Below are 22895 nucleotides of genomic sequence, written 5' to 3'. Positions count from 1 at the left end.
CGGGCAACCGACCCGGACAAACCCTAGGAAAAGGGGTTAGAAAGCGGTATTCCACAGGGTGGATTCTTGCGAAGCAGGCCGATCTGCTACAAAGTGCGAAACCCGATCCCGGCCTGCGCACGCCGTGCCGCACGCCCACCCCGAACCGCCCAGGCATGACCATCGAAACCCCCACGAACGCCCAGACCCTGAACGAACGCACGGCGGAGCTGATCCGCCAGAAGATCGTGAAGGGCGAGTTCTCGCCCGGCCAGCGGTTGTCCGAGGCCGCCTTGAGCGAAAGCCTGGAGATTTCGCGCAACACCCTGCGCGAGGTCTTCCGCCTGCTGACCAAGGAAGGCCTGGTCAAGTACGAGCCCAACCGCGGCGTCTCGGTGGCCATCCCGAGCATCGCCTCGATCATCGACATCTACCGCGTGCGCCGGCTCATCGAATGCCAGGCCATCGCCCAGGCCTACCCGCGCCACCCCGCCAAGAAGCACCTGCGCGAGGCGGTGGATTCGGCGGTGCGCTGCCGCGAGGCGGCCGACTGGCAGGGCGTGGGCACGGCCAACATGGAGTTCCACATGGCCATCGTGGAGCTGGCCGACAGCGAGCGCCTGAACGTGATGTTCTCGCACATCCTGGCCGAACTGCGGCTGGCCTTCGGGCTGCTGAACGACCCCGAGTTCCTGCACGCGCCGTACGTGGACATGAACGTCAGGATCGTCGATCTGTTCGAGGCGGGCAAGCTGCGCGAGGCCTCGGACCAGCTCAACGAGTACCTCGTGCATTCGGAGCGCATCGTGCTGGCTGTGTATGCCCGGCGCATCTCCGACACCCCGGAGCGCTGAACCGCCCCGGCCTTTTTTCCAGAGCCCCTTTTTCGTCCCCCTCCCCTTCCCCTTGCACACCATGAGCGCACAAACCCCCTCCATCGTCTACGGCACCGAAGACCTGCTGATCAGCCTCTGCAACTCGGTGACCCGCGTGCTCAGCGTGGCCACGCAGAGCCCCATCCACTACTCCGGCATGGTGCAGCGCATCACCAAGACCTGCCTGCGCCCCGACATCGGCTGCTTCGTGCTGTTCGACGGCGGGTTCTCGGGCCTGGTGATCATCAATTTCTCGAAGGAAGCGGCGATGGAGCTCTACCAGAGCTACCTGCTGAGCATGGGCATGTCCAAGGACGACCTGGCCAGCTCCTACACCTCGGACGAGGTGTCGAACGTGATGGGCGAGCTGATGAACCAGGTGGTGGGCGACTTCACCGGCAAGGTGCGCCGCGAGCTGCAGACGCACATCACGCAGAACCAGCCCAAGATGCTGGCGCTGAACAAGCAGGTGATGCTGAGCGTGGACGCCAACCTGGACAAGCCCGAGGCGCGCCGCGTGACCTTCTACACGGCCAGCAACCACATCTTCTACCTCGAGCTGGCGATCGACCGCACCGAGTTCATCAAGCTCGTCGATTTCGAGCCGCAGGAAGCCCCCGATCCCGACGCGCTGATCGCCCAGGCCGGCGAGCCCAAGGCCGCGGCCCCGGTGCCGGCCGCCGCGTCGTCCAGCGACACGGACGACTTGCTCAAATCGCTGGGCATGTGACGGCGGGGCGGGCCGATACGGTGCCGGGCCACGAAGGCACGGCCGCCGAAATGCTATTCAATTGATAGCAATACGCCCTAGTTGAAATTGCGCTGGAGGCCTTTTCGGCCCCAAGCCTTCCCACAGCGTTGCGCGCCGGCATCACCGGGTTCGCGCCGCCCGTGACCGCGCGCAGCCGCCGGCGCACAATGCGCCGACCCTTCACTGCCCCGCACTCCGCAATGACCTCCACTCCGGCGCCCGGCCACGCGCCCGCTGCCCGCGGCTTCGCCGCCCGATCCGCCCTGATGATCGCCGCACTCGGGGTGGTGTTCGGCGACATCGGCACCTCGCCGCTCTACGCCTTCAAGGAATGCCTGAACCCCGAGCACGGCGTGGCGCTGGACCGCGCCGCGGTGCTGGGCCTGCTGTCGCTGGTGCTGTGGGGCCTGATGCTGGTGGTCACCCTCAAGTACGTGGTGTTCGTGCTGCGCGCCGACCACGACGGCGAGGGCGGCATCCTGGCGCTGCAGGGCCTGGCCGCGCAGGCGCTGGAGCGCGGCGGCGCCCGCCCGTGGGCGTGGAAGGCCGTCGCCGGGCTGGGCCTGGTCGGCGCGGCCATGTTCTATGGCGACAGCCTCATCACCCCGGCCATCTCGGTGCTGTCGGCGGTCGAGGGGCTGGAGGTGGCCACGCCGGTGTTCAAGCCTTACGTGGTGCCCATCACGCTGCTGGTGCTGATCGGCCTGTTCCTCGTGCAGCGCCGGGGCACCGAATCGGTGGGCCGCGTGTTCGGGCCGGTGATGGTGCTGTGGTTCGGCGTGCTGGCGGTGTCCGGCCTCTGGCAGATCACGCAGAACCCGCACGTGCTGGAGGCCATCGACCCGCGCTGGGCGGTGCAATTCCTGGCCACGCACCCAGCGCAGTCGCTGGCGGTGCTGGGCGCGGTGTTCCTCGCGTTCACGGGCGGCGAGGCGCTGTATGCCGACATGGGCCATTTCGGCGCCACGCCCATCCGGCTGGCGTGGCTGTTCATCGCGCTGCCGTCGCTGGTGCTGAACTACTTCGGCCAGGGCGCGCTGGTGCTGGCCAACCCCGCGGCCATCGACAACCCGTTCTTCAGGCTCTTTCCCCCCTGGGCCACCGTGCCCGTGGTGGTGCTGGCCGCCTGCGCCACCGTCATTGCCTCGCAGGCCGTGATCTCGGGCGCGTTCTCCATGACGGCGCACGCCATCCGCATGGGCTACCTGCCGCGCATGCGCATCGTGCAGACCTCGGGCACCGCCATCGGCCAGATCTACCTGCCCACGATGAACTGGCTGCTCATGGCCGGCGTGCTGCTGCTGGTGCTGGCCTTTCGCAGCTCCAGCGCGCTGTCGGCCGCCTACGGCATCGCGGTGTCGCTCACCATGCTCACCACCACCTTGCTGGCCGGCGTGGTCGCGCTGCGGCTGTGGCGCTGGAACCCGCTGGCCGTGGGCCTGGGCGTGGGCTGCTTCGCGCTGGTGGACGTGACCTTCATCGTGGCCAACAGCCTGAAGATCGCCGACGGCGGCTGGCTGACCCTGGCGGTGGCGGCGCTGGTCATGTTCGTCTTCACCACCTGGGCCAAGGGCCGGCGCGTGGCCGAGCAGGCGGCGGCGCAGGAGCGCATGCCGCTCGCCCCCTTCATCGAGGCCCTGGCGCACGGCATGCCGCACCGCGTGCGCGGCACCGCCGTGTTCATGACCGCCGACGCCGACAGCGTGCCGCACGCGCTGCTGCACAACCTCAAGCACAACCAGGTGCTGCACGAGCGCGTGGTGGTGCTGGCCGTGCGCACCCGCCCGGTGCCGCGCGTGCCGGCCGCCGATCGCCTGCACGCCCAGGAACTGGGCCACGGCGTGTGGTGCGTGACCGCCAGCCACGGCTTCATGGAGCGGCCCGACGTGCCCGAATACCTGCGCCTGCTGGCCTACCAGAAGGGCCTGCACATCGAGTCCATGTCCACCTCGTACTTCACCTCGCGCGCCTCGCTGGGCACGGGCCGGCTCGAAGGGCTGGGCGCCCTGCGCAAGGCCGTGTTCGGATCGCTGCAGCGCAACGCGGCGCGCGCGTCCGACTACTTCCGGCTGCCGGACAACCGCCTGATCGAGATCGGCCGCCGTGCGAGTTGACGCCCTGCCCTCCCCTCGGCCGTCCGCCCCGCTGCGCCGCCTGGCGCGCGCCGCCGTGCTGACGGCCCTCGGCACCGCGGCCCTCGCCGCGCCGGCCGTCCACGCGGCCACCGACACCGATCCCGAAACGCCCCTGCCCTTCAAGCTGACCACGGGCCTCTACCAGGTATCCGGCGGCGGCCTGCCCTCGGGCCCCGGGCTGGACGTGAACCTGCGCTACACCCGCGGCGACGACCACTGGTGGGTGGGCGCGTTCCGCTCGCCCGCGCTGGGCTTTTCCATGCCGCGCGCGGGGTGGGACAGCACCTTGGCCTTCGGCGACTGGCGGGTGCTGCCCTCGGTGCAGATCGCCTCGGGCGGCTTCGTCGGTGGCAGCCTGGCCGTGGAGACCGGCACCACCTGGGTGGTGGGCGCCGGCCTGGGACGCACCAACCTGCGCAACTACGCCAACCTCAACTTCGACCCCAACGACGCCTACAGCGTGTACGGCAGCCACCGCTTCACCAGCGGCGACACCCTGGCGCTGCAGCTGGTGCGCGACAACCGGCAGAACCCCGACCAGCAGAACCTGCACCTCGTGTGGCGCAGCCCGCGGCCGGGCGGCCAGCGGCTCACCGTGGACCTGCTGGCCAAGCAGGGCACGGTGGACGGCCGGTTCATCCGCCGCACCGGCCTGTCGGTGGGCTACGACTGGCCCGAGTGGTTCGTGCGCGCCGCGTGGGACCCGCAGGTCAACTTCACGCCGCAGAACATGCTGCGGCTGTCCACCGGGGTGCGTTTCTAGCGCCCAGCGCTGCAGCCACCGGGGCCCGCGCGCCGTGGCGCTCAGCCCTCGAACTGCGGGTGCGTCTGCCGGATGCGCGCCATGGCGATGCCGGCCGCGGCGGTGCGCGTTTCCACGCCCAGCTTCACGTACACGCGCTCCAGGTGCTTCTTGACCGTGGCGGGGCTGGCGCCCAGGATGTCGCCGATGTCGCGGTTGGTCTTGCCCTTGACGAGCCAGTACAGCACCTCGGCCTCGCGGGCGGTGAGCTTGAACGACAGGCCCATGGCTTCGATCACGGCGGCGTCGGACACCTCGCGCATCACGATCAGCCAGTCGCCGCCGCCTTCGCTGTCGCCGGTCTGCTGGTGCAGGCTGAACGACAGGCGGCGCGCGCCCTGCTCCACCACCAGGCGCGGCGGCTCCAGCTGCTGCGCGGCCAGATCGGCCAGGCGTGGCAGCTGCGCCTGCAGCCACTCGGTGACCGGCGCGGGGGCGAAGGCGGGCACCGGCACGGCCCCGCCCGCTGCGCCGGTGGCCGCACCGCCACCGAAGTAGCCGTGCAACAGCTCGCGCGCCAGGGCGGTCTGCCACATGAGCCGGCCGTCGCTCGCGCGAACGGTGATGCTGGCGTAGCCGAAGGCGTCGAGCGCGTTGCGCGCCTGGCCGGCCTGGCGGATCTCCTGACGGGCACGGCGCGCGCCCTGCAGGTGCACGTTCATGCGCGCGAGCACCTCCTTGGGCTTGATGGGCTTGGTCACGTAGTCCACGCCGCCCGCGTCCAGCGCGGCGACCAGGTGCTCGGTCTCGGTCAGGCCGGTCATGAAGATGATGGGGATGTGCGCGGTGGCCGGCAGGCCTTTCAGCCGCCGCGCGACCTCGAAGCCGTCCATGCCCGGCATCATCGCGTCGAGCAGCACCACGTCGGGCAGCGCCTGCGCCGCGCGCGACAGCGCGGTCTCGCCATTGGTGGCCACGAGCACGGTGTAGCCGGACTCGTCGAGCGCGTCGTGCAGCACGGCGAGGTTGTCGGGCACGTCGTCCACGATCAGCACCACGTCGGCACGGGTGCGGTCGAGCGCCTGCGCGGTGGCATCCAGGGGCAGCACATCGGTGGGGAGCATGGCGATCGCGGTCATGGGAAAGGAGGATGGGATGCGGCGGCCTCGGCCACCATGCGGGCGATGGCCTCGAACCGGAACTGCCGCGCATGATCGCGCGCCTCGCCCACCCAGGCCGCGCACCCGGGCTGCGCGGCCTCGATGGCGCCCAGCTGGTTGAGCACGCCACGGTAGTAGCCCAGCTCGACGGCTTCGGACAGGGCCGGCAGGCGGGACGGATCGGGCAGCGCCTTGGCGGCGGGACCCCGGGGCGGCTCCGAGGTCGGGCCCGCAGCGGGTGGCGCGGACGGCGCCGGCACGTCCTCGATCCAGGCCAGGGCCAGGCGCCGCTCGAGCCAGTCCAGCAGCTCGCTGTGGCGCACGGGCTTGACGATGAAATCCTCGGGGCGGATGCCCACGTCGTTCTCCAGCCCCTTGTCGAAGGCGTTGGCGGAGACCACAGCGATGTGCGCGGGCGCCTGCGCGCCTTGCACGGCGCCTTCGAGCTGGCGCAGGCGGCGGATGGTCTCCCAGCCGTCGATGCCCGGCATGGCGAGGTCCATGAACACCGCATCGGGCCGGTAGCCGGCCGCGATCAGGTCCAGAGCGTCGTGGCCGCTGGCAGCGGTGCGCAGGGTGAAGCCCAGCGGCGCGAGCAACTGCACCAGCAGCTCGCGGTCGGCCTCTTCGTTGTCCACCACCAGCAGGCGGCGGCGCGGGCCGGCGTAGCCCCGGCGCGGCGCGCGCAGGCGCGCGGGGCCGAGGGCCTCGCCCACCGCGCCCGGGTGCACCTCGGGCAGGAACAGGCGGATGCGAAACAGCGCGCCCGCGCCCGGCGTGCTGGTCACCGTCATCTCGCCGCCCATCAGCTCGGTGAGCATCTTGGCGATGGTGAGCCCCAGGCCCGCGCCGGGCGCGGCGCCCTGGCTGCTGGCCGCGCCGCGCGCGAAGGGCTCGAAGATGCTGGCGCGCTCGGCCTCGGTGAGGCCCGGGCCGCTGTCCTCGATCTCGATCAGGGCCAGCTCGCGCGCGTGCCGCACCGACAGCCGCACATGGCCGCTGGCGGTGAACTTGATGGCGTTGCCGATGAGGTTGATGAGGATCTGGCGCACGCGCTTGTCGTCGCCGCGAACCCACTCGGGCAAGGTGCCCTGCGGCTCGAAGCGGAACGCCAGCCCCTTGGCGCGCGCCTGCGGCTCGAACATGTCGCACATCTCGTGCAGGCAGTCGGCAAAGCGCATGGGACGCACCTGCAGCGTGAGCTTGCCGCTTTCGATGCGGGCGATGTCCAGCGTGCCTTCGATGAGCGACAGCAAATGCTCGCCGCCGCGGCGGATCACGCTCACGGCCTGCTGGCGGTGCGGCGGCACGGCGGCGTCCTCGCCCATGAGCTGGGCATAGCCCAGGATGCTGTTGAGCGGCGTGCGCAGTTCGTGGCTGATGGCGCTGATGTAGCGGCTCTTGGCCTGGTTGGCCTGGTCGGCCAGCAGCCGGGCGCCCTCGGCCTCCTCACGCGCTTCCTCGGCCACGCCGCGCGCCTGCTCGGCCTGCGAGCGCGCGTGCTCGGCGATGCGGCGGGCCTCCTGCAAGGCCTGGTCGGTCTGGCGGTGCAGGTGGATCTCGCGCTGCAGCAGGTGGGTCTGGCGGTTGGATTCTTCCTGCGCGACCTTGCGGCTCTTGTGCGCCAGCACCAGCCACCACGCCACGATGCCCGAGATGACCAGCAGCGCCAGATAGGCCTTGAGCAGCCCCGAGCGCAGCGCGGCATGCGTGCCCGGCACGGCGGCGGTGCCCGGGCCGCTGTCGGGCGCCAGGGGGGTGAGCGTCTGCAGCTCCTGGTGGTAGAACAGCCCGAACACCGCGGCCAGCAGCGGCGCGATCACCAGCATCAGCAGCAGGAAGTGACCCAGGCCCGTGTCGAGCATGCGCCACACGCGCCGCGGCAGCACCCAGCGCAGGGCCGCGCTCCACTGCACGGCCAGGTGCGCGTGGGGCTTGCACATGTCGCCGCAGCGCGCATCCAGCGTGCAGCACAGCGAGCAGATGGTGCCGCGGTAGGCGGGGCATTGCGCCATGTCGGGCGCCTCGTACTCGCGCTCGCACACCACGCAGCGCTGCACCGCCCAGGCCCCGGGCGTGCCCACGGCCGGCGCCTGGGCACCGGCGGGCCGGGCCAGGTAATAGCGCCCGCGCGTGGCCCAGGCGATGAGCGGTGCCGCGACGAAGGCCGTCACCATGGCGATCACGGCCGAGAAGGCCTGCGCCAGCGGCCCGAACAGCCCCAGGTGCGCCACGATGGACAGCCCCGAAGCCAGCGCCATGGCCCCCACGCCCACCGGGTTGATGTCGTACAGGTGCGCGCGCTTGAACTCGATGCCCCGGGGCGACAGGCCCAGCGGCTTGTTCACCACCAGGTCGGCCACCACGGCCATCATCCAGGCGATGGCGAGGTTGGAATACAGCCCCAGCACCTGCCCCAGCGCCTTGAACACGTTCATCTCCATGAGCATGAACGCGATGAGCGTGTTGAACACCACCCACACCACCCGCCCCGGGTGGCTGTGCGTCAGGCGCGAGAAGAAATTGCTCCACGCCAGCGAGCCGGCGTAGGCGTTGGTCACGTTGATCTTGATCTGCGAGACGACGACGAACAGCGCCGTGGCCGCCACCGCCCAGCCGTAGTGCGGGAACACGTATTCGTACGCCGCCAGGTACATCTGGTTCGGGTCCACCGCGCGCTCCACCGGCACCATGTGGCTGATCGCCAGGTACGCCAGCAGCGCGCCGCCCAGCATCTTGACCACGCCCAGCACCACCCAGCCCGGCCCGCCGGCCAGCACCCCGAGCCACCAGCGCCAGCGGTTGGCCGGCGTGCGCGCGGGCATGAAGCGCAGGTAGTCGGCCTGCTCGCCCATCTGGGTGATGAGGGCGATGCCCACGGTGAGCGCCGCACCAAACAAGGGCAGATTGAACGTGGAGACCGCACCGGATTCCCCGCCGTAGTGCACCACCCCCGCGAATGCACCAGGATCGCGCGCCAGCACGTACACGAACGGCACCACCAGCATCACCAGCCACAGCGGCTGCGTCCAGACCTGCAGCCGGCTGATGGCCGACACCCCGTGCGTGACCAGCGGGATCACCGCCAGCGCACAGATGAGGTAGCCCCAGCGCGGCGGGATGTCCAGCGCCAGCTCCAGCGCATAGGCCATCACGGCCGCCTCCAGCGCGAAGAAGATGAAGGTGAAGGTGGCGTAGATCAGCGAGGTGATGGTCGAGCCGATGTAGCCGAAGCCCGCCCCGCGCGTGAGCAGGTCCATGTCCACTCCGTAGCGCGCGGCATACACGCTGATCGGCAGGCCCGCCAGGAAGATGATGAGCCCCGTGGCCACGATGGCCCAGAAGGCGTTCAAAAAACCGTACTGCACCAGCAGCGTGGCGCCCACCGCCTCCAGCACCAGGAACGAGGCCGCGCCGAACGCCGTGTTGGCCACCCGCCATTCGGACCAGCGCCGAAAGCGCTGCGGCGTGAAGCGCAGCGCGTAGTCCTCCATCGTCTCGGTGGCGACCCAGCTGTTGTAGTCGCGGCGCACCTTCACCACCTGCTGCGGCACGGCGGCCAGGTGGTCGGCGGGCGCTGGCGACGAAGGGGCCGGGGAAGGGGCCGCGGGGGCGGTGGCGGGGCTGGCGGGCGTCATGGGGGCAGGGGCGCGGGGTGCAGGTTCCATGCCACGCGGGGCCACCACCGCCATCCGGCGTATGGACGGGCATGGCGATTGCTGACTACCATGCGGCATTCCATCCCCTTTGCCCTCCCACCGCCCGCTGCGCCATGGAACTCACCCCCCGCGAAAAAGACAAGCTCCTGATCTTCACCGCCGCGCTGCTCGCCGAGCGGCGCCGCGCGCGCGGACTCAAGCTCAACTACCCCGAATCCATGGCCCTCATCAGCGCCGCCGTGATGGAGGGTGCGCGCGACGGCAAGACCGTCGCCCAGCTCATGAGCGAGGGCCGCACGGTGCTCACGCGGGCCGACGTGATGGAGGGCGTGCCCGAGATGATTCCCGACATCCAGGTGGAGGCCACCTTCCCCGACGGCACCAAGCTGGTTACCGTGCACCAGCCCATCGTGTGACGGGTTTTTGAACCAAATTCCCTTCATGCCCTAGTACCCATTGCCCTTGATGCTATGAAAAAAGAAGCAAAAACCCGTTCCTTCGTCTCCGCCGCCGCGCTGCTGCTGTTGCCCGCCCTCGCCTTCGCCCACCCGGGCCATGGCGCGGAGGACGCGCTGCATGCCGACGCCGGCTTCCTCGACGGCCTAGTCCACCCGTTCACCGGCCTGGACCACCTGGCCGCCATGCTGGCCGTGGGCGTGTGGAGCGCACTGGCCGTGCGCCCCGTGTGGCTGGCGCCCGCCGCCTTCGTGGCGCTGCTGGTGGCAGGGGCCACGGCCGGCTTCCTGGGCGTGGCGGTGCCGGCGGTGGAGCCGATGATCGCCGCCTCGCTGCTGGTGCTGGGCCTGCTGGTCGCCTGGCGCCGCCACTTGGCCCTGCCGCTGGCCGCGGGGCTGGCGGGCGCGTTCGCGTTCTTCCACGGCGCGGCGCACGGCACCGAACTGGGCGGCAGCGGCCAGTGGCTGGCCCTGGCCGGCATGGTGATCGCCACCGCCGCGCTGCACGCCGCCGGCATCGCCCTGGGCCATGCCGTGGTGGCGCGCCACCGCTGGCTGGCCGTGGCGGCGGGCGCCTCGACCGCGCTGCTGGGCGCCACGCTGCTCGTGCGCATGGCCTGAGCGGCCCAACGCATCGACCACTGCACCATCCCACTGCGAGCCCACCCCATGATCCCCGGCGAACTCCTCATCGACGACGGCGAGCACGCGCTCAACACCGGCCGCCGCACCCTCACCCTGGTGGTGCGCAACACCGCCGACCGGCCGATCCAGGTCGGCTCGCACTACCACTTCGCCGAGACCAACGGCGCGCTCGGCTTCGACCGCGACGCCGCGCGCGGCATGCGGCTGAACATCGCCAGCGGCACGGCCGTGCGCTTCGAGCCCGGCCAGCAGCGCACTGTGGAGCTGGTGGACTACGCGGGCGACCGCACGGTGTACGGCTTTCGGGGCCTCACGCAGGGGCCGCTGGGCGAGCCGCCGGCCCCGGCCGCCGCCTGAACACCGACCCCATCCTTTTTCGAACCGCCAGAGAGCTGGAGAGCATTCCCATGGCCACTGTGTCCAAACGCGCCTATGCCGAGATGTTCGGCCCCACCGTCGGCGACCGCGTGCGCCTGGCCGACACCGGGCTCATCGCCGAGGTGGAGCAGGACTACACGCTGCGCGCCGGCGCCTATGGCGAAGAGGTGAAGTTCGGCGGCGGCAAGACCATCCGCGACGGCATGGCGCAGGGCCAGCGCACGCGCGACGGCCAGGGCACCGGCCCCACGGCCGGGGGCGCCATGGACACGGTGCTGACCAACGCGCTCATCCTGGACCACTGGGGCATCGTCAAGGCCGACATCGGCCTGAAGGGCGGGCGCATCGCCGCCATCGGCAAGGCCGGCAACCCCGACACGCAGCCGGGCGTGGACATCGTCATCGGCCCCGGCACCGAGATCATCAGCTGCGAAGGCAACATCGTCACCGCGGGCGGCATCGACAGCCACATCCACTTCATCTGCCCACAGCAGATCGAAGAGGCCCTGGCGTCGGGCGTGACCACCATGCTGGGCGGCGGCACCGGCCCGGCCACCGGCACGCTGGCCACCACCTGCACCTCGGGCCCCTGGAACATCGAGCGCATGCTGCAGGCGGCCGACGCCTTTCCCATGAACCTCGGTTTTCTGGGCAAGGGCAACGCCAGCCTGCCCGACGCGCTGCACGAGCAGATCGACGCGGGCGTGATCGGCCTCAAGCTGCACGAGGACTGGGGCACCACGCCGGCGGCCATCAGCAACTGCCTGGACGTGGCCGACGCCACCGACACGCAGGTCGCCATCCACTCCGACACGCTCAACGAGAGCGGCTTCGTCGAGAACACCATCGCCGCCGTGGCGGGCCGCGGCATCTGCGCCTTCCACACCGAAGGCGCGGGCGGCGGGCATGCGCCCGACATCCTGCGCGTGGTGGGCGAGGCCAACTTTCTGCCGTCTTCCACCAACCCCACCATGCCCTACACGGTGAACACGCTGGACGAGCATGTGGACATGCTGATGGTGTGCCACCACCTGGACGCCTCCATCGCCGAAGACCTGGCCTTCGCGGAGAGCCGCATCCGCAAGGAAACCATCGCGGCCGAAGACGTGCTGCACGACCTGGGCGCCATCAGCATGATGAGCAGCGACAGCCAGGCCATGGGCCGCGTGGGCGAGGTCATCCTGCGCACCTGGCAGACCGCCCACAAGATGAAGGCCCAGCGCGGCACGCTGGACGGCGACACCGCGCGCAACGACAACACGCGCATCAAGCGCTACGTGGCCAAGTACACCATCAACCCCGCCATCGCCCACGGCATCAGCCACGAGGTGGGCAGCCTGGAGGTGGGCAAGTGGGCCGACATCGTGATCTGGAAGCCCGCCTTCTTCGGCGTCAAGCCCGCCATGATCCTGAAGGGCGGCTTCATCGCCATGGCCGCCATGGGCGACCCCAACGCCTCCATCCCCACGCCGCAGCCCGTGCACTACCGGCCCATGTTCGGCGCCTTCGGCGGTGCGCTGGCCCGCACCTCGCTCACCTTCGTGTCGCAGGCCGGGCTGGCCGCGGGCATCGGCGAGCGCTTCGGCCTGGCCAAGCAACTCAGCGCCGTGCGCGGCGTGCGCGGCGTGCGCAAGCAGCACATGGTGCACAACCACTACACGCCGCGCATGGAGATCGACGCGCAGACCTACACCGTGCGCGCCGACGGCCAGCTGCTCACCTGCGAGCCCGCGACCGTGCTGCCCATGGCGCAGCGCTACTTTCTGTTCTGATCGCACGCATGCTTCAAGTCTCCAAACGCATCGCCCAGGGCAAGGGCCTCGCGCCCGTGCTCGTCAAGCGCGCCGCCACCCTCGAACTCGACTGGGACACGCGCCAGAAAAGCCGATTCGCCGCCACCGACTCCACCGGGCGGGAACTGGGCATCTTCCTGCCCCGGGGCACCGCCGTGCGCGGCGGCGACGTGCTGGTGGCCGAGGACGGCGCCCTGGTCCGCGTGATCGCCGCGCCCCAGGCGGTGCTGCGCATCACCCATTGCACCCACCACGGCACCGCCTTCGATCTGACCCGCGCCGCCTACCACCTGGGCAACCGGCACGTGCCCATCGAACTCACGCCCACCCACCTGCAGATCGAGCCCGACCACGTGCTGGCCGACATGCTGCGCGCCATGCACCTCATCGTGAACGCGATCGATGCCCCCTTCGAGCCCGAGGGCGGCGCCTATGCGGCGGGCGGGCACCATGGGCACGGGCACCACGGCCATGACCACGGTCACGCCCATGACCACGGCCACGACCACGCAGCCCCTTCGCACGACGCCGCCGGCCCCGCGCACGGCGATGGGCATGACCACGGGCACCGCCATGCAAGCCATGGCCACGATCACGGCGATGCGCACGCCCATGGTCACGACCATGACCATGACCATGCGAAGTGCGATCACCCGCACCACAACCATTGATTGACGCCGGGATGACGGCCCCCGACTGCAACGCCCCACCACCCCAAACCCCCACGGCCCTGCCCGCCGCCAGCCTGCTGCAGCTCATCTGGCTGGCCTCGCCGGCGCTGCCGGTGGGCGGGTTCTCGTACTCCGAAGGACTGGAAGTGGCGGTGGAGCGCGCCGGCGTCACCACCGAAGCCGCCGCCGCCGAATGGCTGGCCGCGCAACTGCAGCTCACCCAGGCGCGCGGCGACATGGCCGTGCTGCAGCAGGCCCTGGCCGCCTGGCGCGCCGCCGACCACGCCCGCGTGCGCCAATTGAACGACTGGGTGCTGCAAACGCGCGAGACCAGCGAAATGCGCCTGCAGACCGAGCAGATGGGCCGCTCGCTCGCCGACTGGCTGCGCAACCAGCACGCGGGCGACGCCGCCCGGCTGCACGACGTGGCCGCGCTCGCCGCCCTGCCGCCCACTCCCACCTACCCTGTCGCCTTCGCCCTGGCCGCCGCCGGCACCGAAGCCGGCGCGCGCGACGTGCTGCTGGCCTACACCTTCGGCTGGGCCGAGAACATGGTGCAGGCCGCGCTCAAGGCCGTTCCCCTGGGCCAGAGCGCGGGCCAGCGCATCCTGGCCCGGCTGGCCGCCGCCATTCCCGCCGCCACCGACGCCGCGCTGCACACCGGCGACGCGGACCGCCAGGCCTTCTCGCCCATGCTCGCCATCCTGTCGGCGCAGCATGAAACCCAATACTCCCGCCTCTTCCGATCATGAACACCACCACCACCGCACTGCACCACATCCCCCACCGCACCAAGCCCCTGCCCCCGCTGCGCGTGGGCATCGGCGGCCCCGTCGGCTCGGGCAAGACCACCCTGCTGGAAATGCTGTGCAAGGCCATGCGCGACAAGCACGACCTCATCGCCATCACCAACGACATCTACACCAAGGAAGACCAGCGCCTGCTCACGGTGAGCGGCGCCCTGCCCGCGGAACGCATCCTGGGCGTGGAAACCGGTGGCTGCCCCCACACCGCCATCCGCGAAGACGCCTCCATCAACCTGGAGGCCATCGACCGCATGCTGGCGCAGTTTCCGAACGCCGACGTCGTCTTCATCGAAAGCGGCGGCGACAACCTCGCGGCCACGTTCAGCCCCGAGCTGAGCGACCTCACGCTCTACGTGATCGACGTGGCCGCCGGCGAGAAGATCCCCCGCAAGGGCGGCCCCGGCATCACCAAGAGCGACCTGTTCGTCATCAACAAGACCGACCTGGCCCCGCACGTGGGCGCCAACCTGGACGTGATGGCCGCCGACACCACGCGCATGCGCGGCACCAAGCCCTTCGTGATGACCAATCTGAAAACCCTGCAGGGTCTGGACGAGGTGGTGGCCTTCATCGAGAAGAAGGGCCTGCTGCAGGCGGCCTGATGCGCAGGGACGGGGCGTGGAGGCCGGCTAGAATACGCGCCAGTTTGCGGAGACTTGGGTGAGCGGTTTAAACCAGCAGTCTTGAAAACTGCCGACGGGCAACCGTCCGTGAGTTCGAATCTCACAGTCTCCGCCAGAACGAAAAATTAGCACTCCATGCAGAGTGCTTTTTTTCCCCGTTCACTAGATGTCCTACAGAACCAATGCCTAAGCGGATTTAGGAGATGCCGCCCTGAAGATTTCAAGGCTACGTACTGAAGGCACGCACGCTGTCAGCGGGGTGAATGTGCTGTACTTGCGGGATCGAAAGCGGCTCGCGCAGCTGGGTGTTCTGTTACCTTCTGACCGACGCACTTAGCGCCCCGGCCTTGGCGCCGTAACCCCGCGCCCACCGGCCACTGCACAGGCCGCCGCAGCGCGAGTTTTTGCGCTCACATCCCCACTGTCCTGCAGCCTCGGCGCCCCCTACCAGCCCCTAGGGCAGCCGTGCCCGCGGCCGCGCGCACGGGGCCACCACCCCCGCCGCCTCCCCGAAATCGCCCCCAAACCCCGACATACACCGCGGCGCGCGGTCGAGACTTCGCCGCGCCTACCCGCTTAATATGTCAATTTCGTCGGCTGTGTCGGCACACATCGTTTGCAAGCGCGATGCGCGGGCAGTCGTGTCGGCATGTCCTCTACATGTCGGGAAACGTCAGAAATCGATGGCGATGCGCTATGGCATACCAGGGGGATAAATCTATGGACGAGAAGTCGTTTGAGGAAAGCGCTAAGGCAGTACAGGAAGTTGCGAAGACTGCCAACACGCTGCTTGAATCCGCACAAAAGACAGGCAGTTATATCGGCAAGCACCTGGAAGGGGTGTTAGAGCAATGGCTTGGAAAACACGTAGATAACCTCAAAGCTGAACGCACCCTTAATCGACTCAGGCTCAACAAAAAATTGGAGGAAGAGTTCAACGCTCGAAAACTTCCCCACACCGCAATAGAAAAGCTACCGCTTAATTTTGTTGGTGAAGCAGTGACACAGGCCAGCCTTCAAACTGATGACAGTCTGCTAGACCTTTGGGTGCAACTTATGGTCAATTCGATTGATAGCGTTGAACCAAGGGTTTCTTTTGTTTCGATTCTCAAAGAAATGACACCTCTTGACGCGCGGATTTTTAAGTCTATTTACAGTATTTCTGGACCGGATGGGAAATTCTTGCAGATTTACACCAAAGGGCTTCCAGACGTTGTGGTGTCGACTTCTGAAGAGAAAGAGAGGGAATTCATGTTGCCAAGCGAAAACGTGGTCGAGTCACTTGCAATTCTGGAACGGCTTGGCGTTGTTGCTTTTGGTACCTCATGGGCAGGTGCCGAGGCGTTTGATCGCGCCAACCAGACTACGTTAGGCAAGAGGCTTTACAACGCTATCAGCTCTGCCGATGAGCGTGCAATTGGTCAGCCCGGCATTGGCTGAAGATGCATGGCCTACAGGATGAACGACAAACTTAACTTAACTTAACTTGTGTCCGCGTGCTCCTTGCTACGACTAGATAGCCGGCTACCCAGTCTCCGCCACAACGAAAAAGCAGCACCCCATGCATTGGGACTTGAAGCATGGACTTGCACTCAGCGCGCGGGTGCAAACTTCAAGCTCAACGGCCTGGTGAGGGACCGCTCATCTTCGTAGGGTGATCGGATCAAACATGGTCTGGTGCGGCCGGTGCGATGCAGTTCGCCGTCCTTGGCGCAGGTGTGAACCAGGCGAAGGTTCAACCCGTTGGCTTGCGGTTCTCGTCAAGAAAAAACCGTTCTGTCCAGTTCGGCAGTAACGAGCTCGATGGCTTTCAACCCGGCGACAGAGTTTCCCTTCTCGTCCAATGGCGGCGACCAGGAGCACACCGCGCCAAACCGGGGATTCACGGCGAGGACGCCACCACCGACTCCGCTCTTGATCGGCAACCCTATGCTGAATGCAGTTTCACCGGAGGCTTCGTAGGTCCCGCTGCTCATCATGAGCGCGCACAACTGCTGGGCCTAGCGGGCCTCCAGCACCTGGTGCATGCGCAGGTCAGCACCGCCATTGGCAAGAAACAGTGCGGCCACCGCCAGGTCCTTGCAGCTGGCTGCGATCGCGCATTGGGCGCAATACGCCTTCACGACGTCCTCGACCGGGTTGCGGAAATTTCCAAAACTCTTCATCAGGTGCGCAGCCGCCAGGTTTCTGTGCGCGCACGCGAACTCGCCTTTTGCCACATCGAGGTCGTACTGCAGCGCCGCATTGCCCGAAAGATCGCGCAGGAGCGACAGCACGGCCAGTTCCATCTGGGTGTTGCGGCTGCTGAGCATGTCGGACACCGCCAGCGCACCGGGATTGAGAAACGGGTTGCGCGGCTTGCCTTCCTCCAGTTCCAGTTCGATGAGCGAATTGAACTGGTTCGAGCTGGGCAGTCTCCCTACACGCGCCCAGAGTTCATCGTCCTTCAGACGCATCGCCAGGGTGAGCGCAAATACCTTGGAAATGCTCTGGATCGAGAACGGCTGGTCAGAGTCGCCGGCTGCGTAGATGTCGCCCTCCAGCGTGGCAATGGCGATGCCGAACTGCGAAGGTTCTACATCCGCCAAACCGGGGATATAGCTGGGCACGCGGCCCGTGCGGGCCAATGGACGCACCGCGCTGGCGATGCGCTCGAGAAGATTCTGCATTCGGACAATTTGAAAAGTGCGGCGCCCCCCCCGGTGCAAAGCCCCCATACCGGCAGGCATTGCGCAGACCGACAAGCGCGCGGTGGCGGGCCCCGCAGGTCCGGACTGTCCCGCCGCTCAAGGCGCCAGGGTGAGGCGGTTCAGCGCGGGGGTGGATACGAGGGCGCCAGGGCCACGGGAAGAACGCCAGGCTCGAGCTTGAACACCGTCACCGTGCGCGACAGCGCCTGGGCCTGCCCTCTCAGGCCCGCTGCGGTCGCCGAGGATTCTTCGACCAGGGCGGCGTTTTGCTGGGTCATGTGGTCCAGCTGGGTGATCGCCCGGTTGATTTCGCCAATCCCGCTCGATTGTTCATGCGCACGCGTGATGTCAGGCGTTCTCAATCTCTGAATGCCTTGCATGGCCTTTGCGATGCTGCCCAGCCAATACTTCCAGCCCCTGCTGAAGCGCAGGAAACAAGCTGTTCGTGAAATTGTTCCAGCGAAGCTCAAGGATGGTGTCGGCTGGGTCAATATCAGTCTTCAGAACGTCGGCAATGACCTCGCCTGAATCAATGCCGTTGTCCACGTAGTGACACGAAGCACCAGTCATCAGAAGTGGAGGCACTGCCCGCGTTTCCATCGAGGTCCAATCCACGACTTCAAGACCACGAGCACCGTACAACGCATCGAGCGTCGCACATGCACCACGGCGCTCATACGGAGATTCCAGCCGGGTGATGCCCGGGTGGATATTGACGATCTTGCGATGGAACGGTGCACCAGGACGCACCAGCCGATCGAGAATGACCAGCAGACCATCGAGCAACACCAGTTCAGCCCCCAGGTCGATCAGCTTGTCCTGCAGGTTTTTCTCGAACGCCTGTTTGCCAGGCCCGCGTTCCGGGGCATGCAGTGGCTCCCGTCGATAAGAAGAAGGGATCGCGTGCAGGAGATCGTTCACTCTGCGCCCCTGGATCGATAGCTCTGGGGGATAGAACCAGCGCCTGTCAGGCCGATACGCAAAGCCATAGTCCCGAAGTTTCTCTCGGTCGCGTGGCGATTCCTCGTCATCGTCGTAAATCACGGCTTCCAGGCTGTATGCATCTCCCAGTGCGGTCCTTTCGAGCGCCTCCCCCAGATACTCCAGTGGTGACTTCATATACCTGAGGCCGCCTTTGTAGGGGACATGCTGCCCAGCCTGATCGGCGGCGGCGTTTCTCAGGGACCAGATATAGACAAGCTTGGTCTTGGGCATGTTCATGCGATCAGAAGCAACTTAGACGGTAATGAGGGCGTCATCGCCCACATGCTCATCGGTCTCACTGGCCCCTTCTGTCCCCTTGATCTTCTGGATTTTTTCTTCCTTGACCTGCCCCGCTCGCATGCACACGAGTCGATCGGCCAGATGAAAGTAGCGGTCGTCGTGCGAAATCACCACCAGCAAATGCCCCTTGGCGCGCAACTCCGGCAACAGTTCGGTATAGAACAGATGGCGGAAGGTAGGGTCCTGATCAGCGGCCCATTCATCGAACACCAGCACCGGCCGGCCCTCCAGGTAAGCATGCACCAGCGCCAGCCGCTTGCGCTGTCCAGTGGACAAGTCGATCGTGCTGAAAGAACCGTCCTTGACGCTGAGCTTGTGGGCAATCTCCAGCCGCTCCAGATACGGCAGCGCGGCCTGCGGCAGCGCCTCAACCTGAGCTCCATCCCCACCTGCCACCAGATCCTCGAACAGGTAGAAATCGGAAAACACCGTGGTGAACAGTTGCCGATAGTCGTCGCGCGTCTGCGGCGTGACCGCCTTCCCATCGAGCAATATCTCGCCAGCCTGCGGTGCGTACAGCCCGAGCAGCAGCTTGATCAATGTCGTCTTGCCAGAGCCGTTATCCCCGACAACGAATACCAGTTCGCCTTTGCGCAGTTGCAGATCGATCGGACCCAACTCAAAGGGCTCGCCTCCCTCGGCTGCGTCAAAGGCGTAGCGCACGCCGCGCAGTTCGATCCCCGCCTTCAAATCGACTTCACTGGGATCTCGGTCCAGGTGCAAATGCGGCTCCGGACTCGCGAAGCGCGCCGACAGGTCTGCAATGCGTTGAAACGCCACCTTGGCCCGCCCTATGCCCGGAAGGGAGCCTGCGATCTGGTCCATCGGCCCTTTGAGAAAGAGCAGCACCAGCACGAACCCGCTGAGCACCGCGGGCTCCATGGTGCGGAAGGCCGCCCAGCCAAGGATCAAGGCGATCAACAGGAAGAACAGTGCCGAGCCGAAAGCGGTCGCCAACACATAGGTATTGATAGCGCGCCGATTGATGTCCCTGATCGCATCGACAGTACGCTCGATCTGTTCGCCGAAGATTCGGCGACGCCGAGCGCGGTGCATGCGCAGTTCTTTCGCACCCTCGCTGATTCCCCGGTAGGCCTTATGCAGTTGTTCCTCATGATCACGCGCCTTCCAGAAGCCGGCGACCCCGCGCGATTGCGCCATGACTTGAATGGTGATGCCAAAAACCAGGGCAATCACCAGCATGCCAAACAGCGGCAAGGACAGCACGGCCAAATAAATCAGGCAGCCCAGTGCGATGGCCATGGAGATCACGGTAGAGGCCAGCGCGAAGGCGACGTCGCTGATCATGTCCACGTCCTGCGTGAGGACAGGCATGAGGCGGTGGGTGCGATAGCGCTCCAGCGCATCGATCGGTGCGGCCAGGATCTTCTGTGCCAAGCTCTTGCGCACTTGAGCCACCAAGCGCTGCCCCACCAGGTTGGTGGAGATATCAGAGGCGGCACGGCCCGCCAGCGCAGTGGCGCACAAGGCAATGAATGTCAGCAACAGCCCGCCCGCCATCCCTCCTGGGCGATTGAGGACTTGGTTGATGGTTGCCAGCAATGCAACCGTCGCAGCACCCGCGAGAATGCCCGCGATCGCCGACAAGGCGATCCATGGCAGGAATGGCTTGAGCAGGCGGGTAATCTCCGCTGTCCGGCTGGTTGAGTTTTCCATACGGTTTTCCTTGGCGCCTCACGGACGCATCGATTGGCGACTCCAGCCTCCGACGGACCGGTTCTCGACTGTGCACAGGTAACCACTGACGGCTGGCTGGCCAAGCGCTAGGCAGCGCACAGCGACCTATCTTTGCAAGACGTTCGAGATCGAAGAATGTTCAGCCGCCCCCGCAGGAACGGCGGCACGCCGTTGCGGACGCACGATCTGCCGCTCATGGAACGGCAAGGCCAGGCAGGCGTTGTGCGGCACAGGAGTTGCGGTCGCACCACCACTCATAACGGCCCCTTTTTGGCCATCTGCAAGCTGCCCCCTCCGCACCGAGAACTCCTTGAACCTTGAACAAATCCAGGCCTGATGCGTCATCAGGGCTGAAAGCAATGCCCTCGGCTTTGCCTGCTTGACCAAGGACACCATGCCCCTGCATCCCGATCTCGAAGCATTCCTCGAACTGGCCAATGAGCCATCCTCCGGACGGCCAAAAATGCACCAGATGACGGCGGAACAAGCGCGCGCAGCCTATGACCGCTCCACGCTCGCACTGGATCAACCCGGCAATGAACTGCCGATCGAGATGCTCGAGCTGCAGACCCGAGACGGCTCGAAGCTTCCTGCCAGGCTGTACCGCGGATGCGCGGCCGACTCCCCAGCGCCAACACTGTTGTTCTTCCATGGCGGTGGCTATGTGCTGGGCGGCCTCGGTTCCCACGACAGCCTTTGCCGCGATCTAGCGCATGGCACCCCGTGCAACGTGATAGCGGTCGATTACCGACTTGCTCCAGAGCACCGCTTTCCCACGGCCTTTTTTGATGCCCAGGACGCCTTGGCATGGTTGAGAGTTCATGGCCCCGAACATGGACTCGACGCCCGGAAGCTGACCATCGGAGGCGACAGCGTGGGCGGCACGCTGGCGACCGCACTGTGCATTGCCGAGCGGAATGCACAGCGCCCACAGCCCATACTCCAAATGCTGCTCTACCCCTGTACGGCCGCCCGGCAAGACAGCGCTTCCCATGAACGCCTGGCGTCCGGCTACCTGCTGGAACGCGAAACCTTGGACTGGATGTTCGGCCAATACCTGCGCAGCGATACGGACAGACGGGACTGGCGCTTCGCGCCGCTTGAGGCCGAAGACCTGGACCGGTTGGCACCAGTGCACCTGGTCCTTGCCGAGTACGACCCGCTGATGGATGAAGGCAAGCTCTATGCCGAGCGACTAGAGGCCGCGGGCGTCGGTGTGAGCCTTCATATCTATAACGGCATGGTCCACGATTTCGCGCGTCTGGGGTGCATCACTGAAGAGGCCGACACGCTGCGGCATGACCTGTGCCAGGCGCTCGCACAGGCCTTTCGGTAACCATCCAGTCCGCCGCATGGAGCAGCCGGCGACATGAACGTTTCGCAGCCTTGCGCGTCTCGTCCTTTATGAGGCAGCAGTTTCACCCCGATCGGAGTACTCCACCTGAAAGAGTCCATGTGCATCCAGTCGAAGCTCCATCCATTCCATCCCTAGCTCCAATGCGCCAGACCAGCCAACGGCACATCGCCTATGCCGATGGAAAAACGGCCATCGTGCAATGCGAGGACGATAAGCTGCGCCTGGATTTCAAGGATGGGCACGCACCAAGCCTCTGGAAACTGAACCCGACAACCCACCCCCCGTGCCTGCAATGGATGGGGTCATGCTCTGCCGCTCCGAACGCCACCGAGTCGCTGGCAGCTCTGGAGGCGGCCTTCCAACTCCATCCCGAGGCCATCGAATTCAGGCTGTCCATGCCACAGTTGGCACCGGGTCTGCGTGATGGCATCGTGGATTTGAGCCCCAGCCGCCCTCCCCGGGTCGCCAGGTCGGTGCTTTGGCAGCAGCAACGGCTATGGCTGCCGCAACCTCGGCCACCGTATGCACTGCATTACACGATGACCGGAGAGCGGCGACATCCGGTGCGGCCAGCCCATCCCCAGAACACGGTATACCGGCGCTTCATTCCCTGGCTGGGCCGAACCTTGAGCCTGCGCACCGTGGATCCCGATGCCGACCTTCCCACCTTCCACCGCTGGATGAACGATCCCACGGTAGCCCATTTCTGGGAGGAAAGCGGCGACCTCGGCCATCACCGCGCATATCTGCAGCGCATTGCCGGTGACCCGCATGCGGTAGGCCTCATCGGCTGCTTCGACGGCCAGCCCTTCGGCTACTTCGAGGCCTACTGGGCCAAGGAAGACCGCATCGCGCCGTTCTATGACGCCGGCGACCACGACCGCGGCTGGCATGCACTGGTGGGCGAGGCCGAGTTTCGCGGTCAGCCTTATCTCACGGCTTGGCTGCCGTCGCTTTCGCACTACCTGTTCCTCGACGACTGCCGCACGCAGCGCATCGTCGTCGAGCCACGCTCCGACAACTTGAAGATGCGAAAGAACCTGCCGCGCTGCGGCTATGCGCTGCTCAAGGAATTCGACTTTCCGCACAAACGTGCCGTGCTGGGAGTCCTGCTCAGGGAACGCTTTTTCGCAGACGCCTTATGGATACCGCAGTCTGACGCAGCCGCGCCGGACGCATCGACCCAATGAAAGG

19 protein-coding genes, 1 tRNA gene and 1 pseudogene are annotated in these 22895 nt (G+C 66.8%); 15 read left to right on the top strand and 6 right to left on the bottom strand.

The features are described 5' to 3' along the window. The first annotated feature begins 155 nt into the window (after window positions 1–155). The 4 genes from AVTE2539_RS03140 to AVTE2539_RS03125 all read left to right on the top strand — a co-directional run bounded on the left by AVTE2539_RS03140 (window position 156) and on the right by AVTE2539_RS03125 (window position 4503). Entirely contained in the window at window positions 156–833 is a 678-nt protein-coding gene (locus tag AVTE2539_RS03140; RefSeq protein ID WP_272564733.1) for a GntR family transcriptional regulator, read from the top strand. Window positions 834–894: 61 nt separating this feature from the next. After that, the gene (locus tag AVTE2539_RS03135; RefSeq protein WP_284402360.1) at window positions 895–1584 is read left to right on the top strand and encodes a DUF3334 family protein; all 690 of its coding nucleotides are present in this window, start codon (window positions 895–897) and stop codon (window positions 1582–1584) included. 221 nt (window positions 1585–1805) lie between these two features. After that, a complete protein-coding gene (locus AVTE2539_RS03130; protein WP_442867327.1) occupies window positions 1806–3719 on the top strand; it encodes a potassium transporter Kup in 1914 nt (637 codons plus the stop codon). Then, window positions 3709–4503 carry a hypothetical protein gene (locus tag AVTE2539_RS03125; RefSeq protein WP_284408322.1) on the top strand — a complete coding sequence of 265 codons (795 nt, stop codon included), beginning with the start codon at window positions 3709–3711 and terminating at the stop codon, window positions 4501–4503. The genes AVTE2539_RS03130 and AVTE2539_RS03125 overlap by 11 nt, the downstream gene beginning before the upstream one ends. Before the next feature lie 41 nt (window positions 4504–4544). Here the strand turns inward: AVTE2539_RS03125 and AVTE2539_RS03120 are convergent, their stop codons facing one another. Continuing rightward, window positions 4545–5606: a response regulator gene (locus AVTE2539_RS03120; protein WP_502868885.1), complete on the bottom strand. Its 1062-nt coding sequence runs from the start codon at window positions 5604–5606 to the stop codon at window positions 4545–4547. Window positions 5607–5617: 11 nt separating this feature from the next. Next, a complete protein-coding gene (locus AVTE2539_RS03115; protein WP_284408320.1) occupies window positions 5618–9280 on the bottom strand; it encodes an ATP-binding protein in 3663 nt (1220 codons plus the stop codon). Window positions 9281–9414: 134 nt separating this feature from the next. On the opposite strand from AVTE2539_RS03115, the gene AVTE2539_RS03110 reads away from it, so the two are divergent. The 9 genes from AVTE2539_RS03110 (at window position 9415) to AVTE2539_RS03070 (ending at window position 16112) form a co-directional block, all read left to right on the top strand. Then, window positions 9415–9717 (top strand): urease subunit gamma, encoded by a 303-nt coding sequence (locus AVTE2539_RS03110; RefSeq protein WP_092745910.1) that lies wholly within the window; start codon window positions 9415–9417, stop codon window positions 9715–9717. A 54-nt stretch (window positions 9718–9771) separates the two neighbouring features. Further along, window positions 9772–10377 carry a HupE/UreJ family protein gene (locus AVTE2539_RS03105; RefSeq protein ID WP_284408319.1) on the top strand — a complete coding sequence of 202 codons (606 nt, stop codon included), beginning with the start codon at window positions 9772–9774 and terminating at the stop codon, window positions 10375–10377. 48 nt (window positions 10378–10425) lie between these two features. Continuing rightward, a complete protein-coding gene (locus tag AVTE2539_RS03100) occupies window positions 10426–10758 on the top strand; it encodes an urease subunit beta (RefSeq protein ID WP_272564743.1) in 333 nt (110 codons plus the stop codon). Window positions 10759–10808: 50 nt separating this feature from the next. Further along, a complete protein-coding gene (ureC, locus tag AVTE2539_RS03095) occupies window positions 10809–12551 on the top strand; it encodes an urease subunit alpha (RefSeq protein WP_284402365.1) in 1743 nt (580 codons plus the stop codon). An 8-nt stretch (window positions 12552–12559) separates the two neighbouring features. Beyond that, window positions 12560–13243, top strand: a complete 684-nt coding sequence (gene ureE / locus AVTE2539_RS03090) for an urease accessory protein UreE (protein ID WP_284408318.1) — start codon at window positions 12560–12562, stop codon at window positions 13241–13243. Window positions 13244–13254: 11 nt separating this feature from the next. Further along, window positions 13255–13995 (top strand): urease accessory protein UreF, encoded by a 741-nt coding sequence (locus AVTE2539_RS03085; protein ID WP_284408317.1) that lies wholly within the window; start codon window positions 13255–13257, stop codon window positions 13993–13995. Beyond that, window positions 13992–14651, top strand: a complete 660-nt coding sequence (gene ureG, locus AVTE2539_RS03080; protein WP_284408316.1) for an urease accessory protein UreG — start codon at window positions 13992–13994, stop codon at window positions 14649–14651. The genes AVTE2539_RS03085 and ureG overlap by 4 nt, the downstream gene beginning before the upstream one ends. 48 nt (window positions 14652–14699) lie before the next feature. Continuing rightward, a tRNA-Ser gene (locus AVTE2539_RS03075) sits at window positions 14700–14787 on the top strand. 605 nt (window positions 14788–15392) lie between these two features. Beyond that, on the top strand, window positions 15393–16112 hold the full coding sequence (locus AVTE2539_RS03070; protein ID WP_284408315.1) for an Abi-alpha family protein: 720 nt from the start codon (window positions 15393–15395) through the stop codon (window positions 16110–16112). Window positions 16113–16432: 320 nt separating this feature from the next. Here AVTE2539_RS03070 and AVTE2539_RS03065 read toward each other — a convergent pair. The 4 genes and pseudogenes from AVTE2539_RS03065 to AVTE2539_RS03050 form a co-directional block, all read right to left on the bottom strand. Next, window positions 16433–17341: pseudogene (locus tag AVTE2539_RS03065) on the bottom strand (glutaminase). Window positions 17342–17481: 140 nt separating this feature from the next. Further along, window positions 17482–17640, bottom strand: a complete 159-nt coding sequence (locus AVTE2539_RS03060; RefSeq protein ID WP_284408314.1) for a chemotaxis protein — start codon at window positions 17638–17640, stop codon at window positions 17482–17484. 70 nt (window positions 17641–17710) lie between these two features. Beyond that, window positions 17711–18577, bottom strand: a complete 867-nt coding sequence (locus AVTE2539_RS03055) for a formyl transferase (protein WP_284408313.1) — start codon at window positions 18575–18577, stop codon at window positions 17711–17713. A 21-nt stretch (window positions 18578–18598) separates the two neighbouring features. After that, window positions 18599–20323 carry a cyclic peptide export ABC transporter gene (locus AVTE2539_RS03050; RefSeq protein ID WP_284402370.1) on the bottom strand — a complete coding sequence of 575 codons (1725 nt, stop codon included), beginning with the start codon at window positions 20321–20323 and terminating at the stop codon, window positions 18599–18601. 415 nt (window positions 20324–20738) lie between these two features. Between AVTE2539_RS03050 and AVTE2539_RS03045 the strand changes: the two genes are divergently transcribed. Then, window positions 20739–21680, top strand: coding sequence for an alpha/beta hydrolase (locus AVTE2539_RS03045; protein WP_284408312.1), 942 nt, complete (start codon window positions 20739–20741; stop codon window positions 21678–21680). A gap of 161 nt (window positions 21681–21841) precedes the next feature. Then, entirely contained in the window at window positions 21842–22891 is a 1050-nt protein-coding gene (locus tag AVTE2539_RS03040) for a GNAT family N-acetyltransferase (protein WP_284402373.1), read from the top strand. Window positions 22892–22895 lie beyond the last annotated feature (4 nt).

The organism is Acidovorax sp. SUPP2539 (assembly GCF_030158975.1).
GTDB lineage: Bacteria > Pseudomonadota > Gammaproteobacteria > Burkholderiales > Burkholderiaceae_C > Paracidovorax.
The sequence above is the reverse complement of the archived record's forward strand: the minus strand, read 5'-3'. Positions and strand labels throughout refer to the sequence as shown.

Bases quoted from the DNA above. Each gene is read 5' to 3' on its own strand.
- AVTE2539_RS03140 (WP_272564733.1), top strand. From the start codon at position 156: ATGACCATCGAAACCCCCACGAACGCCCAGACCCTGAACGAACGCACG.
- AVTE2539_RS03135 (WP_284402360.1), top strand. From the start codon at position 895: ATGAGCGCACAAACCCCCTCCATCGTCTACGGCACCGAAGACCTGCTG.
- AVTE2539_RS03130 (WP_442867327.1), top strand. From the start codon at position 1,806: ATGACCTCCACTCCGGCGCCCGGCCACGCGCCCGCTGCCCGCGGCTTC.
- AVTE2539_RS03120 (WP_502868885.1), bottom strand. From the start codon at position 5,606: ATGCTCCCCACCGATGTGCTGCCCCTGGATGCCACCGCGCAGGCGCTC.
- AVTE2539_RS03115 (WP_284408320.1), bottom strand. From the start codon at position 9,280: ATGACGCCCGCCAGCCCCGCCACCGCCCCCGCGGCCCCTTCCCCGGCC.
- AVTE2539_RS03110 (WP_092745910.1), top strand. From the start codon at position 9,415: ATGGAACTCACCCCCCGCGAAAAAGACAAGCTCCTGATCTTCACCGCC.
- AVTE2539_RS03105 (WP_284408319.1), top strand. From the start codon at position 9,772: ATGAAAAAAGAAGCAAAAACCCGTTCCTTCGTCTCCGCCGCCGCGCTG.
- AVTE2539_RS03100 (WP_272564743.1), top strand. From the start codon at position 10,426: ATGATCCCCGGCGAACTCCTCATCGACGACGGCGAGCACGCGCTCAAC.
- ureC (WP_284402365.1), top strand. From the start codon at position 10,809: ATGGCCACTGTGTCCAAACGCGCCTATGCCGAGATGTTCGGCCCCACC.
- ureE (WP_284408318.1), top strand. From the start codon at position 12,560: ATGCTTCAAGTCTCCAAACGCATCGCCCAGGGCAAGGGCCTCGCGCCC.
- AVTE2539_RS03085 (WP_284408317.1), top strand. From the start codon at position 13,255: ATGACGGCCCCCGACTGCAACGCCCCACCACCCCAAACCCCCACGGCC.
- ureG (WP_284408316.1), top strand. From the start codon at position 13,992: ATGAACACCACCACCACCGCACTGCACCACATCCCCCACCGCACCAAG.
- AVTE2539_RS03070 (WP_284408315.1), top strand. From the start codon at position 15,393: ATGGACGAGAAGTCGTTTGAGGAAAGCGCTAAGGCAGTACAGGAAGTT.
- AVTE2539_RS03060 (WP_284408314.1), bottom strand. From the start codon at position 17,640: ATGACCCAGCAAAACGCCGCCCTGGTCGAAGAATCCTCGGCGACCGCA.
- AVTE2539_RS03055 (WP_284408313.1), bottom strand. From the start codon at position 18,577: ATGCCCAAGACCAAGCTTGTCTATATCTGGTCCCTGAGAAACGCCGCC.
- AVTE2539_RS03050 (WP_284402370.1), bottom strand. From the start codon at position 20,323: ATGGAAAACTCAACCAGCCGGACAGCGGAGATTACCCGCCTGCTCAAG.
- AVTE2539_RS03045 (WP_284408312.1), top strand. From the start codon at position 20,739: ATGCCCCTGCATCCCGATCTCGAAGCATTCCTCGAACTGGCCAATGAG.
- AVTE2539_RS03040 (WP_284402373.1), top strand. From the start codon at position 21,842: ATGCGCCAGACCAGCCAACGGCACATCGCCTATGCCGATGGAAAAACG.